This window comes from Microvirga sp. jy35, from assembly GCF_056148915.1.
On sequence record NZ_JBWBEW010000035.1, the window covers coordinates 42,799 to 55,624 of the forward strand.

16 protein-coding genes and 1 tRNA gene are annotated in these 12,826 nt (G+C 57.7%); 10 read left to right on the top strand and 7 right to left on the bottom strand.

Features of this window, described 5'->3' with window-relative positions; all coding sequences use genetic code 11:
• Positions 1 to 107: 107 nt before the first annotated feature.
• The 6 genes from AC0QTX_RS20845 (at position 108) to AC0QTX_RS20870 (ending at position 4,950) form a co-directional block, all read left to right on the top strand.
• Complete coding sequence (locus AC0QTX_RS20845) at positions 108 to 947, top strand: DUF1206 domain-containing protein (protein ID WP_474605735.1); 840 nt, start codon at positions 108 to 110, stop codon at positions 945 to 947.
• Positions 948 to 1,315: 368 nt separating this feature from the next.
• On the top strand, positions 1,316 to 2,218 hold the full coding sequence (locus tag AC0QTX_RS20850) for a DUF7146 domain-containing protein (protein WP_474605736.1): 903 nt from the start codon (positions 1,316 to 1,318) through the stop codon (positions 2,216 to 2,218).
• Positions 2,211 to 3,332 (top strand): AAA family ATPase, encoded by a 1,122-nt coding sequence (locus tag AC0QTX_RS20855; RefSeq protein WP_474605737.1) that lies wholly within the window; start codon positions 2,211 to 2,213, stop codon positions 3,330 to 3,332. Before AC0QTX_RS20850 ends, AC0QTX_RS20855 begins: the two co-directional genes overlap by 8 nt.
• A gap of 129 nt (positions 3,333 to 3,461) precedes the next feature.
• Positions 3,462 to 4,343 (top strand): hypothetical protein, encoded by an 882-nt coding sequence (locus AC0QTX_RS20860; RefSeq protein WP_474605753.1) that lies wholly within the window; start codon positions 3,462 to 3,464, stop codon positions 4,341 to 4,343.
• Positions 4,228 to 4,503 carry an HGGxSTG domain-containing protein gene (locus AC0QTX_RS20865; RefSeq protein ID WP_474605752.1) on the top strand — a complete coding sequence of 92 codons (276 nt, stop codon included), beginning with the start codon at positions 4,228 to 4,230 and terminating at the stop codon, positions 4,501 to 4,503. Before AC0QTX_RS20860 ends, AC0QTX_RS20865 begins: the two co-directional genes overlap by 116 nt.
• Positions 4,504 to 4,707: 204 nt before the next feature.
• The gene (locus AC0QTX_RS20870; protein WP_190847863.1) at positions 4,708 to 4,950 is read left to right on the top strand and encodes a hypothetical protein; all 243 of its coding nucleotides are present in this window, start codon (positions 4,708 to 4,710) and stop codon (positions 4,948 to 4,950) included.
• Between the two features lie 1,044 nt (positions 4,951 to 5,994).
• Here the strand turns inward: AC0QTX_RS20870 and AC0QTX_RS20875 are convergent.
• The 5 genes from AC0QTX_RS20875 to AC0QTX_RS20895 all read right to left on the bottom strand — a co-directional run bounded on the left by AC0QTX_RS20875 (position 5,995) and on the right by AC0QTX_RS20895 (position 7,661).
• Positions 5,995 to 6,219: a hypothetical protein gene (locus tag AC0QTX_RS20875; RefSeq protein WP_474605738.1), complete on the bottom strand. Its 225-nt coding sequence runs from the start codon at positions 6,217 to 6,219 to the stop codon at positions 5,995 to 5,997.
• Between the two features lie 88 nt (positions 6,220 to 6,307).
• On the bottom strand, positions 6,308 to 6,727 hold the full coding sequence (locus AC0QTX_RS20880; RefSeq protein WP_474605739.1) for a response regulator: 420 nt from the start codon (positions 6,725 to 6,727) through the stop codon (positions 6,308 to 6,310).
• Between the two features lie 51 nt (positions 6,728 to 6,778).
• Positions 6,779 to 6,916, bottom strand: coding sequence for a hypothetical protein (locus AC0QTX_RS20885; RefSeq protein ID WP_474605740.1), 138 nt, complete (start codon positions 6,914 to 6,916; stop codon positions 6,779 to 6,781).
• 72 nt (positions 6,917 to 6,988) lie between these two features.
• Positions 6,989 to 7,073: transfer RNA gene (locus AC0QTX_RS20890), tRNA-Leu, on the bottom strand.
• A gap of 18 nt (positions 7,074 to 7,091) precedes the next feature.
• Positions 7,092 to 7,661, bottom strand: a complete 570-nt coding sequence (locus tag AC0QTX_RS20895; RefSeq protein WP_474605741.1) for a calcium-binding protein — start codon at positions 7,659 to 7,661, stop codon at positions 7,092 to 7,094.
• A gap of 602 nt (positions 7,662 to 8,263) precedes the next feature.
• Here AC0QTX_RS20895 and AC0QTX_RS20900 point away from each other — a divergent pair.
• The 3 genes from AC0QTX_RS20900 (at position 8,264) to AC0QTX_RS20910 (ending at position 10,009) form a co-directional block, all read left to right on the top strand.
• The gene (locus AC0QTX_RS20900; protein ID WP_474605742.1) at positions 8,264 to 8,587 is read left to right on the top strand and encodes a hypothetical protein; all 324 of its coding nucleotides are present in this window, start codon (positions 8,264 to 8,266) and stop codon (positions 8,585 to 8,587) included.
• A gap of 68 nt (positions 8,588 to 8,655) precedes the next feature.
• Complete coding sequence (locus AC0QTX_RS20905; RefSeq protein ID WP_474605743.1) at positions 8,656 to 9,156, top strand: hypothetical protein; 501 nt, start codon at positions 8,656 to 8,658, stop codon at positions 9,154 to 9,156.
• 400 nt (positions 9,157 to 9,556) lie between these two features.
• Positions 9,557 to 10,009, top strand: a complete 453-nt coding sequence (locus AC0QTX_RS20910; protein ID WP_474605744.1) for a hypothetical protein — start codon at positions 9,557 to 9,559, stop codon at positions 10,007 to 10,009.
• A gap of 770 nt (positions 10,010 to 10,779) precedes the next feature.
• Here the strand turns inward: AC0QTX_RS20910 and AC0QTX_RS20915 are convergent.
• Entirely contained in the window at positions 10,780 to 10,959 is a 180-nt protein-coding gene (locus AC0QTX_RS20915) for a hypothetical protein (protein WP_474605745.1), read from the bottom strand.
• A 386-nt stretch (positions 10,960 to 11,345) separates the two neighbouring features.
• Between AC0QTX_RS20915 and AC0QTX_RS20920 the strand changes: the two genes are divergently transcribed.
• A complete protein-coding gene (locus tag AC0QTX_RS20920) occupies positions 11,346 to 12,011 on the top strand; it encodes a recombinase family protein (protein WP_474605746.1) in 666 nt (221 codons plus the stop codon).
• A 36-nt stretch (positions 12,012 to 12,047) separates the two neighbouring features.
• Here AC0QTX_RS20920 and AC0QTX_RS20925 read toward each other — a convergent pair whose 3' ends face one another.
• Positions 12,048 to 12,824: a Crp/Fnr family transcriptional regulator gene (locus AC0QTX_RS20925; protein ID WP_474605747.1), complete on the bottom strand. Its 777-nt coding sequence runs from the start codon at positions 12,822 to 12,824 to the stop codon at positions 12,048 to 12,050.
• Between the last annotated feature and the right edge of the window lie 2 nt (positions 12,825 to 12,826).

Genomic DNA, 12,826 nt, shown 5'->3' on the forward strand with positions numbered 1-12,826 from the left:
TCGGGCAGCCTTTCGACGCCGTAACGTTTGCCCTGGACACTCCCTCATCGAACGGAACATCTACAAAGGCTTGGCGGTTCACTCCTGACAGAGTGGAGTCGTCACCCATGCCCGATCTCAGCCGCAACCCCGTCGAGACCCTGGCCCGGTTCGGCTATGGCGCAAGGGGCGTGGTCTACGGCCTCGTCGGCGTCCTGGCGCTGCTTGCCGCCATCGGCTCCGGCGGTCAGACCGGGGGCAGCCGCTCCGCCCTCCAGACGCTCGTCTCCCAGCCCTTCGGCAAGGTCTGGCTCGTCCTGATCGCGCTCGGCCTGTTCGGCTTCTGCGCCTGGCGGATCCTCGAGGCGCTCACCGATGCGGACCGTCGCGGCTCCGACATGAAGGGCTTAGGGATCCGGGGCGCGCATCTGGTCAGCGGCATCATCTATGCGGGTCTTGCCCTCTCCGCCCTGAACCTTGCCCTTGGGCGCAGTTCTGGAGGCGGCGAGGATCAGGCCGCCCAGGACTGGACGGCCTGGCTCATGAGCCAGCCCTTCGGCCAGTGGCTTGTGGGCCTTGTCGGCCTCGTGGTTGCCGGAACGGGCCTCGCCTTCATCGCAAAGGCGTGGCGCGGCCGGGTGGCGGACCGCCTGTCCCTGCCGTCCGACAAGCGGGATTGGTTCGTCACCCTCGGCCGCATGGGCTTTGCCGCCCGCGGCGTCGTGTTCCTGATCATCGGCGGTTTCCTAGGCCTCGCCGCTTGGCACGCCTCCTCCTCGCAGGTGCACGGCCTCGGTGGAGCGCTGGACGCTCTGCAGGGGCAGCCCTACGGCCGGGTGCTTCTCGCGCTGACGGCCCTCGGCCTCTTCGCCTTCGGCCTCTTCGGCCTCATCCAGGCCCGCTACCGCCACATCGACGCGCCTGATCTCGACGACGCCAAGGCGGCGGTCGCCCGGGTGGGGCGGTGAGCTGGTTGTCGCGGAAAAACTGGCGATCCCGGGAAGACTCGAACTTCCGACCTTCGGTTTAGGAAGCAGCGGTTAGGGAGCCAAGATCAAGAACTTAGCCCTTTGGAACCTGTCAACCTGACGACAGGAAAACAAAGACTTAGCGCGTCTTTGTCAAACCCTGCCGATAGTCGGTCTAGGGATACTCAAACAGAAACCGCCGCACCGGCTGGACCCCGGAACGGCGGCGAAATTGGTGTAGGTAAATCCTCTACTCAAAACACATATCGCGTTCTTGGCAGTTGGATCAAGCCTGACATCGGCTCGAACTGGATCAAGCTCTCGGCTGCCACAGCCATCGCTCTCGAGCTCCATATCGGAGGTGCGCGATGACGTGCCTTCGATCCTACGCCAATCTTCTTGGTGGTGATGTCGTTGGGCAGCAGATCCTGTTCGCGCCTCCCGGCCACTCTAGGCAGGATCGCTCGGCTTCACTCCGATTCGATCCTAAAGCTCCCAGCGGGTTCGTCGTCCACTCCTTCGCGGGTGACGATCCCTTGCCTATCCGTGATTACGTGAAGGAGCGGCTCGGACTGATCCCTTGTAGGGAGACCTATATCAGTCCTCCTCTAGTTGTCCCCTCCCCAGATTCAGCTGAAGCTGAGCGCAGGGCACACGCTCTTTCGATCTGGCGTGAGGCCGGTGACCCTCGTGGAACGCCCGTACAGGCCTATCTCCGTCATCGTGGGCTCGATCTGCCCAAGGAGGCTGCCAGCGAGGCAATCCGCTACCACTCCGAGTGCCCTTTCGCGGGCCAGAGGACTCCCTCCATGGTCTGCCTTGTGCGGGACGTGGTGACGAACGAGCCTAAGGCCATCCACCGCACGGCTCTGACCCAAGACGGGCACAAGGCGAAGATCGACGGCAAGGACAGGCTGGCCCTCGGCCCGATTGGTGGCGGAGCCATCAAGCTCACGCCTGACGAGGACGTGACCACCTGCTTGGGCATCGGCGAGGGCATCGAGAGCGCACTGAGCCTGCGCAACATGGCGGAGTTTGGCCCTTCGCCGGTCTGGTCTCTCATTTCAGCCGGCGGCATCGCGAGCTTCCCGATCCTGCCTGGCGTCGAGAGCCTGTGGCTTGCGGTCGACCATGACGAGACGGGCCTTCGAGTTGCCCGGTCCACCGCACAGCGCTGGCGCACCGCTGGCGCCGAAGCCTTCCTGATCACCCCATCCGCGCCCCGTGCGGATCTGAATGACCTCTTCTTTGCGGGGCTGCGCCATGCTTAATCCCAAGTCGAACCTATACACCATTGAACACCTGCAGCCGTTGATCAGTCCGTCTCCCATCAACCCCGATAAGAACAGTAAAAATGGGAGTAAGAAACCAATCGTCCGGTCAGCTCATGAGCTGCGCCGAAGGGAGTTTGCTCCAATCGGCTACGTAGTTCCCGGCTATATCGCTGAAGGCTGCACCTTGCTGGCGGGCAGACCCAAGCTCGGGAAGAGCTGGCTTGTGCTTGAGATGGGCCTAGCTGTGGCCATGGGCGAATCTTGCCTTGGTGGAATCCTGTGCGAGCAGGGATATGTTCTCTACCTCGCTCTTGAGGACAACGAGCGCCGCTTGCAGAAGCGCATCGATAAGGTGCTTGGCCCTCTGCACGAGTGGCCCCAGGGCTTTCAGTACACAACAGAATGGCCTCGGGCCAATGAAGGGGGTCTGGACGAGATCCGTGAGTGGATCGTGTCAGTTCCCAATCCGCGTCTGATCATCGTGGACGTGTTGGCCATGTTCCGCCCTGCAAGTGGCGGGAAAGACAACATGTACGAGACCGATTACCACGCCATCAAAGGTTTGCAGGGACTCGCCTCTGAGTTTGGTGTGGCTATCGTGGTGGTTCATCACACCAGGAAGGGCGGCAGCGATGTCGATCCTTTTGAGAAGGTGAGCGGCACTCTGGGTCTTTCGGGTGCTGCAGATACAACCATTGTTCTCGACCGGGATAGCAACGGAGCCACGCTCTATGGGCGAGGGCGCGACATCGAGGAGATCGAGAGCGCGGTTGAGTTCAATAAGGGCGACTGCCGCTGGGTGGTGATGGGCAGAGCCGAGGAGGTGCGCCGGACGGACGAGCGGTCAGTCATCCTCGAAACTCTCCGCGATGCCGATGATCCTATGGGGCCACGAGAGATCTCCCTTGCTACCGGGGCACCCCGGAACAACGTCGATCAGCTTCTCTACAAGATGGCAAAGACTGGCGAAGTGATGAAGGCAAAGCGGGGTCAGTACGTTCATCCCGCTAGGGCTGATCTTATCGAGGGCTACACCTCTACTCCCGGTAAGAACGATAAGAAGATAAGAAATCACCAGGAAGACGAGGCAGAGGGTGAGACCAATGCCTAGCGCTTCTTACTTTCTTATCGATCTTATCTCTCCCTGTGCCGCGGAAGGATCAGAGGCCGGACAGGTGTCGAACATCTTGGCAACGAGTAGGAGAGACATGGCCGCTAGCGGTGCTTTCCGTGACCGCCTTTGGCTTGGCAGGAAAGAAAAAAGAAGGGGTGTATGATGAGCAAGCCAGGCAAGGAACATCCCGTCATGGGCTCAGCATCCGCTTCAGAAACAGCAGAGGAGAAACAAGGGAGCTCTTCACAGTCGAGGCAGGGCAAGAAAGTCTCTGCTCCTAAGCCGCTGCCTGCTCCTGGTTCGCAGGAGGCGGCTGCCATCGAGCATGCCCGCACAAGGGTCAAAGCACGTAAGAACCGCTTTGCTCTCCATGAGGAACGCAAGGAAGGCAAGCTGTCCCTCGGGCCACAGCATTCGGATCTAGAGGGCTACGGCAAGCGCCTCTTGGATGCCTTTGGCACCTCGTCCATCGACTTCGCAGAAACGGAGGCCAGACGCCTATCAAAGGGACTCGGCACAAGCAACAATGCTCCGGCTGGTATCGAAGTGCTCAATGCAGCCCTGGCCGTCGTGGACGGAATTCAGCCGGAAAATGAGGTGGAGGCGATGCTGGCCAGCCAGATGGCGATGACACACGCCCTCACCATGCAGGCAATGATGCGGGCCCACTGGGCTGAGTATCAGCCTGAGTACCAAGTAGCGGGCAATCTGGCGATCAAGCTATCCCGCACCTTCACGATGCAGATGGAAGCCTTGAGCAAGTTACGCCGAGGCGGCGAACAGACAGTGAGAGTTGAACATGTCCATGTCCACAACGGAGGCCAAGCCATCGTCGGAGCCGTCAGCCATCCCGGAGGGGGTGGGGTCGCTCTCGGAAATCAAAATCAACCCCATGCAACGGGAGACGCAGGAGCCCTTGTCCTTGCGGCTGGTTCCCCGGTGCTGTGCCAAGACCCGAAGCGGGAGGCCGTGCCAGTCGCCCCGGGTGAAAGGGAAGGGGCGCTGTAGGATGCATGGCGGCGCCAAGGGCAGTGGGGCCCCGAAGGGCAAGAAGAATGGCCGCTATGAGCATGGCATGTTCACCTGCGAGGCCATCGAACAGCGCCGGGCGATCCGCGCCCTGATTGCCGAGATGCGTGCAGTCGCGGAGGGCATCCTTCAGACCTGAAAAGCACTCGCCTCTCGTGGCAAGCCTCGGGCTGATGGAGAGCCCGAGGCACCTGCTCCGAATAGCAATAGGCCCCCATCCAAGGAAGTGTCAGGTTGATGCGGGAGTCGTACAGGCGAAGGTGAAGGATGTTGGGAACCTATCGGCCCAGGATCTATCTAATCCGTGCCGCTCTATCGGCGGCTTCCCTTGGGAGGAACAATCATGCTTCGAAGCATCAGCATAGCCACAGTCCTGACCCTTGCTGTCGCCGGGCCGGCCTTTGCCCGCCGCTGCCCTCAGGACATGGCCGCCATCGACAAGGCCATGCAGACGGCTCAACTCTCGGCTTCAGACAAACAGAAGGTCATGGATCTGCGCAAGCAGGGCGAGGAGTTGCACAAGGCCGGCAACCATCCTGAGTCCGAGAAGGCCCTCGACCAAGCCAAAAAGATCCTGAAACTCTGAGGCCATCGGCTAGGGGTTCACAGCACTGTGGACCCCTTCCCTCGGTCATTCAGTTCGGCCTCTTTCCATCTCTGGCTCAGAGAGCGAAATGCCACGCCCCGAGTGCGAAGATGACGACCTGCCCGGCGTAGATGGCGGCAGCAACACGGACTTCGGCGTCCAGCTTGAGGCGCTTCATGGCAGACAGATCCCTTTGAGAAGGAGGCTGGTTTAGGCCTGCCAGCTTAATGGCTCCTTACCCCGGAACTGTGTGGAATATCATCTGTGGATCCGTGTTGACCGCCGTACCTCAGATCCAGTGCCTGCGCGAGTAATCGATACCACCGCCCTGTGTCCCAGCTGGCTGAATTGCGATGCCAGTTTGAACGTGGCTGAGAGCGCCTGTTCCTCAGTCGGGTAGATGGAAAGAGTGTGCTCCTGGTGGGATACCGACCAGAGATCATCTTTTGTGTGTGTCACCACAAAGCGTTCCATGCTGGCGGCTCCTCCGTGGGTCTGCCACCAAGTTTAACACCTCCGGTTCGCGTTAGCAGCACATCTGACGAGGTACAGGCAACCCGAGCCTTCTCCCCCCATTACTACGGGTTTGAGTAACGAGTGCACGTGGCTTTGGATCGTTTGCCCGGAGTGCGGGGAAGGCGCTCAGGGCACCCTCAATATTCGATTCAAACATCTACGCACTCGTTACAAAGCCAAGTGCAAATGATTCATCGTTTTAGAAGCCTGCTGCAGTGGCCGCTGGCAGGCATTGCCCATGCGGGATGAGAAATGATGCTCCGGGGCGGGAGCAGCCGCCTGTGGCCTCCTAATGCGCTCTTGGCTTCTAGCCCCACACGCCTGGGAACGGGAACGGAAGCGGCTTGTCGTTGTCGTTCTCAGCAACGACTTTGGGCGGGCTTATGGCAACCATGGGCAGCAAGCCCATCGAGAACACTCTTGCCGTGCAGTAAGACAGGACGGGTTTCATGACTTGGCCTCCCCGAAGGCATGGCCAAGACTATCCACCTATCTGATAGGAACGATGTGTTCAAACACACAGCAGTTTCAGGCGACCTGGAAGGCTCGACGGGCTCGTTCCCGGATCTCGTCCAGCTCGTCCTGCAAGGAATTGATCTGTCCTTCTACCTCTTTGAAGGAGGCGCACTCCGGAGTGATGAGCAGGCGCCCGTCTTCGCCCCTCGTATAGCGCAGGAGGGCAATCCTGACGGATGCCGGGGTGTCTGGCGTTCCCGGCCTGATGTCCAGTTCAAAGGCTCCGAATACGTGCATAGGCGGATCTCCTGTTCAACTTGAATGTCATGGAAGAGCGTAGCCTCACCCCCGCCGGCGTCAGCGGAGAGGGTGAGTGGCGCATTCATCAATGGTAGGTCACAAGAGGGGAAGCCATGAGCTGAACCGCAATGAGAAAGGCTCGTACGCCAAACGGCTTCGGGAGTACGAAGCTTCGCCTCCCCCGCTTTGATCGGCTCCAGTCGTGGGCGGGTATGAAGACAACGGGTAATCTTGGGCACAGGCTGCGGGCGTTCCTCGCTAGCTGCCAGCCATTGAGGTTCGGAAGGCGAACCTCAGTCACAAGAAGATTGACGGCACATGTATTTTTCAGGTCAGCCAGAGCCTCCTCGCCGCCGCCATATGCAACAACCGCGTATCCAGCTCCTTCCAACACGGCACAAAGCGTATCTCGTACAGCACTATCGGGTTCAACAAGCAGAACTGTAGGTGCAGAACTCATGCTAAGATAAGAGTCAAAGGCCAAGTTGGATCCTTGTCCTCTCATCCGCGCCAACAGAAGGCGGAGTGTGGTGAGGCGGTCTTTGTGGAATTGTCTTTACCGCTGGGCAACAGTCAGCCGCGGGGACCACAGCGGTCGGAGTAGAGGCTCGGCAACAACCCCGCCGATGATGGCGAAGGCGGCCAGGACAAGCCCGATCCTGCCATAGAGCGCAACTCGATCCTTGCGGGTCATCAAACCCTCCAGCCGTCACACATCACGGACAACGTAAATGCGCTGAAGCCAGTTGCCACTGGCAGGGTGTGATGGTGCGGACGACGGGAATTGAACCCGTACGGGCAAGCCCGAGGGATTTTAAGTCCCTTGCGTCTACCAGTTTCGCCACGTCCGCAGGTAGTCAGAGGAAGGGTCAAATGAGGAGGAAATTGTCGTCAGTCAGCCCAAGACTTGGTTTGACCTTTGCAAGAAGGATCTGGGGTTTATAGCCCGTTCCGTCAGGGTCGAAGTAGACCCTGCCGCTGGATTGTTCGTAGATAATCCTGTCATCGGAGTCCAAGGCCTGGGACCCATAGACGAAGTTACCAAGTCCTACACTGGACCTGCCGCCAGCCCAATCAATGTGGATCTTGTCAGCCCTAGCCGAAAAGTCAGCGATACGATCGGATCCTGCATCCTTTACCTTGAAGATGAAGGTGTCCTCTCCGGCTCCGCCATAAAGAGTATCGCTGCCATCGCCTCCAACTAGGGTATCGTTGCCGCCTCCCGCCTTAAGAATGTCCTTACCCGCATAGCCCTTGAGGTAATCCTTGTACCTTGAGCCTGTGATTGTATCGTTCTTGGAGAGAAGGAGCGCGAAGAAGCCCTCGCTGTCGTTTGCAACAAGCCTGCCAGCAGCAAGGGAGCCGCTAACCTTCAACCCGGTAAGTGTATACCCGTTTATAACCGTGGATGCCCGCCGACAGCCCAGTGATGGTGCCACTCAGGACGGGTCCGGGCGGGCCATAGCTGAAATTATATCCAGACAAGGTGACATAGGCGGTATTTGGCATTTCAACCTGAAGGGTGGTGCTAGTTTGAGTGACCACCCGCCCTTCCAGGGACGATCCGGCGCCAATGTTGTCGAATCTAATAGAGAATGCGCCCCCAGCCTTAAACCTTGCCATTTCAGCCCCCCAGATTAGCGCCAAGCTAGACAGTACTCGGAAGGAAGTCGAGGTCTCGTTTCCTCCTTGTCTAGAGGATCACGACACTCTAGCCCTAAGTCTTAGTTTCTCAGCTTTGACATCATGTCCGGGGTCGGAAATGATTAAGGTGCGTTAACCGCTCTTTCTCTCGGCCAGCACAGAAAGCAGACATGAGCAAGCAAGAGAAACTATGGATCGATCCGCGCCTTGACGCAGAGGATTGCACACATCATTGCCCCGTATGGCTGACGTTATCGCTGGCGTCTTTTGGGATTGTGGCCCTAATCAGCCATCAGCTCTTCGGCTGATATACAAAGTATCAAGCTCACAACAGAACCCCGTTCCGGTTTATCCTGGGCGGAGTGTATGCATGTCGCCATTGGCTGGGACCGCCTGAATGAAAGCGTTCGTCTCTGCCCTCGCTTGCCTCATCCCTCTCTCGGCTTACGCAGCAGAAGAAGACGCCATCGTGCAGAAGGCCTTCCGCATCATCACTCAGCACCGCCTTCTTTCGCGGGCAGAGCTGGCATGTTCAAGCCTGGTGCTAGATGAAGCCACAAAGACGGTGGCAACGGTCACTGTTCGGGAAAAGCACGGTGCCAAGTGTGGCGGCGCTCCGGAAACCGCCCCGCGTCGCTTCACCATAGAAATCGACCTGAAGACCGGGGCTGCTCAATGGGACAACAACGATGAGATGGAGATGAAGCCTATCCCTAAGTGAGGGGTGCTCGGCAATGTATCAGGTGCTCCCGGAGGGGGAGGCCTTCGAAGAATCTCGGAATCGATCTTATGAACAGTCAATTAATGCAGAGGAAGCTAAACGGCCTGCTCGTGACCATAGGCATCACTATGCTCCCAAGCCCTGTTATGGCCGAAACCCAGTGCCCCTTTGGGACGGGGATCTACAAGAATGTCCTGAACCCTCAACATGAGATTGCGTTCGATAACCGGGATAGCGGCTCAATCACGCTGAAGGCAGGGCAGACAAAGCTTACGTTCAAGGTAGCCCAATGGATCTCGAACGGTTTTTCACGGGTGCACATCGGGATTGGGCCGACAATTCAACAAGCGCAAGGCAATAAAAGTACGGCATCCAGTGTAGTCGTGCACATGAGCTCAAATTTCTCTCCTCATCAGGGAAAGGGTGAGGCTCCATACTTGGTGATCCCCGAGATTGCTGTAGGCCTATACTATTCTGAAGGCTTCCGAGATCGGGAGGAGTATGCTGATCTTTTACCTGGAGACGCATGGAAGCTCATTGGATGCAAGGGTAAGGGCGGCATCCGATGACACCGGCCATGCATTTGAGCCCTCGATGCTCCGCCAAGCCGAAGCGCACTGGCGAGCCCTGCAAAGGGCCGGCAGTAACGGGCTGGACGGTGTGCCGATGTCATGGAGCTGGCGGCGGTGCTCCGAAGGGGTCACGCAACGGCAACTATCGCCATGGTCAGTTCACGTGCGAGGCTATCGCCCAAAGGCAAGAGCTGTCGGAGTGGATCAAGGCTCTGGCGCAGTTCGCCGAGAAAGTGGCTTGAGTTAGAGGGTTAATCTTGAAATGCCCGATAAGCATAAGATCGGGTAGCCCAGAGTTGCTGTGGAGCAGTCAGCCTGCGCAATTGATTACCCCACTTTGCTAATTTTCCCGTGCCGTAAAACAATTCAAAATAGAGCTTCAATCTACGGGATGTGAATGATGGCAAAATTGATTGCTGAAGAAGAAGTCTCTGCCGAGAAAATCAAGAGTCTTTTTGATCAGGCGTTCTTCAAAACTGAAATTGAGGCGGATGGAGATATCTATGTTAGAGATGGGGTAGATTTCCCTATATGGGTGAATGTTGATGCTGAACGTCGTATGATCAAGTTCATGACTTGGACTAGTAGAGATCCCAGCGACGGGGGAAAGCCAGCGTATACGGAGCGCGATAGCAACCATCTAAACGAGGCAGTTATCATAGCGTCATTCTATGTCGAAGAGGCAGAGGATCGAAGACTTTTTGGAACGTACTATATTTCGTATAGAGACGGCGTTATCGATAGTCATGTTGTCAACATGGCGAGACGGTTTGTGGACGCCTTTATCTATGGCGTGCGAGTCCTTGAAGAGCAGGTCGAGGAGCAGAAGTCCCCTGAACCGGTTCACTGAAAGTCATGTTGTTTACGGCATCACTCAGTTTTCTGCATCCGCAGGAGACTGCAGGATCTGACCGAACCAAAATGGCCTTGAGCAGGGCGCATTGTTGCCGCGGTTGGCTCAGAGCCTGATGTGTCCTTGGGAGGGTGCCCGATGACGCACATGGACGATCAGGTTGCCAAGCACATCAAAGAGATGATCCTCAAGATTAAACGGAAGCCTGCCGACAATCAGGAGCCGCCTTGCAAGCCCAAGCCACTTAACCGGATCGTTCGGATTCTCCGAAGCCCCTACCATCCCTATGACCTGACATTTCCCACCCGATCTCCCTAGCGTGATCAGAGTTCTCGGACCTGAGAGCTGAAGTGGCCGGCGGCACACACCACACGTGCCACCAGCCTCTCAGCCTGACTTAGACTTACAGTCGAAGACGAGTTCTGCGGTCTGCTGCTTCGACAGAAGTTGCGAGGGTTGCTGCAGGTCGAAACGTTAGTCGGCGGAACTGGGTAAAGGCTAGATCGATCTCATTTAAGATCGTAGTGGAGTATTTTTCCCTTTCTCGGTCAGTCAATCCTGAACCGTAATGCTTGGGTGAGTATCGCAGATCGATAATTTCACGCTGCGCATCAGCTATCTGTGTATCCGTCCCATCAAGGAAAGCCTTGATCCCTCCATTCCGGAGATAGACGCGGAGATCCTCGATGACCTGATCCGCTCGTCTCAGAGTATTACTCCGAGCGCTCTGGGTACGGGAATGCTTCATGGTGTTCTCCATTGAAACGCTAGGAAGCCTTCATGAGGTTGTTCGCGGCCACCGATACCCGCTGCGCCTGGTCGGAGAGGACGAGCGCCAGAAGTTTGCATTTCGGGTCGTCAAGGCTGGTCAACTGAGTTGCAAGACGTTTCAGGTCTGCAGCAACTCCATCAAGGCTTTTGGCCTCTTGTCGAACTTGGTCGTTCATAAGAACTCCTTTGAAGGTCGGGCGGCGGAAGACCACCACAGCTTCCGCCGCCTTTCACCACCACTGCCCGAGAGGTGTTGCCGCTTTCTCTGCGTGCAACGACTGCAATTTTGATGTTCAAAGGATGACTTTCAAGTACTTTTCACGAAAATCCTTAAAATTTGCACTAGTGGTTTCAATTATTACATTATACAGCCAGTAGTTAATTTAGAAAAATTGATTATTGGTTCTAAATTCATGATTTAGTCTCCAAATTGTATTGTGAATGCTTTTAACTTACTGGGTAACTCAGGACACGAGGACTGATTGCATTAGCAGCCGTCTTTGTTACTATTTCTCAAGAAATCGCAACAAGGGCAGAGCACAAAGCCATAGCACGTAAGGGGTTGATCAAAGCTGTAGCCTATCTGCGGACCTCGTCTGCAGCGAACACAGGAGCCGACAAGGACAGCGGCAAACGCCAGCAGGCGGCCATTGAGGCCTTCGCCAGGACAGCGGGCTACGAGATCACGGACAGCTTCTACGACGAGGCGGTGAGCGGGGCTGATCACATCACGGCACGTCCGGGCTTCGCGGCCATGATGGAGCGCATTGCTGCCAATGGCGTCCGGACCATCGTTGTCGAAACGGCGAACCGCTTTGCCCGTGACCTAATCGTGCAAGAGACCGGTTATGCGATGCTCAAGGAGCGCGGCATCGAGCTGATCGCGGCCGACAAGCCGGACGCCTTCCTCGATGATACCCCAACCGCCAAACTGATCCGGCAAGTCCTCGGGGCCGTGAGCGAGTTCGAGAAGGCCATGGTGGTCTCCAAGCTGAAAGGGGCGCGGGACCGAAAACGAGCCACGGGTGTAAAGGTCGAAGGCCGCAAGAACTACGCCGAGATCAATCCGGAGATGGTCGCCCGAGCCAAGAAGCTGCGGCGGTACAAGGTGCAGGGCCGCAAGCGCACCCTGCGGGAGATCGCCAGCGAATTGGCCAAAGCTGGTTTCGTCACAGGCAATGGCAAGCCTTATGCAGCAGCCGCTATTTCCAAGATGATCGAGGCTTGAGGCTCACGGCAAGATTGGCGCGGGCATCCTAACTGATCAAGCGCAGGATGACGGCACGGGCAGCAAACGTGCGAAGCTCTGGCGGATCTTACCGTAGCACTCGCAGGCGATCTCCTCGAGGCCTACACGGTCGGCGATGATGATGCCCCCGCGCTGCTGGGTGATCAGGCCCTGCGTCTGAAACGTGCGCAGGGTCGTGCTGACCGTGGAGCGCTGCACCCCCAGCAACTCGGCCAGATCGGCATGGGTCAGGGGCAGGACATCCTGGTCGATCCGGTCCCGTGTGCTGAGGAGCCAGTTGCAGCAGCGGGCCTCCACCGTGTGGACCGCATTGCAGGAGACCGTCTGGAAGGTCTGGGCCAGCAGCGCCTCAGAGTAGCCGAGAACCAGCCGCCGCAGCTTGGGACGGGCCTGCATCGCCTTCTGCATCCGGTCGAGGGGAATGCGGGAGGCGGAGCCGGGAACCTGCACCTTGGAGCGCCCGAAGGCCTCACGGGAGACGATGGCGCTGATCAGGCCGAACAGCCCCTCGCGCCCGAAGGACGCTACCTCGACGAACTGGCCCTCCTCCATCACGTTCATCAGGCACACAATGGCATCATGCGGGAAGTAGGTGTACCGGATCCGATCGCCGGCCTCGTAGAGCACCATACCCTTTGACAGGATCATGACCTCAAGGTGCGGCTCAAGGTACGCCAGATCCTCAGGCTCCAGAGCAGCTAGAGCGGATTCGATTTTGGTGAACTCGTATCCGCAGTTGCTGAGATAGTTCTGGCATTCGTCCGCCGGGAAGCTGTCGAGCAGTTCTCCGATGG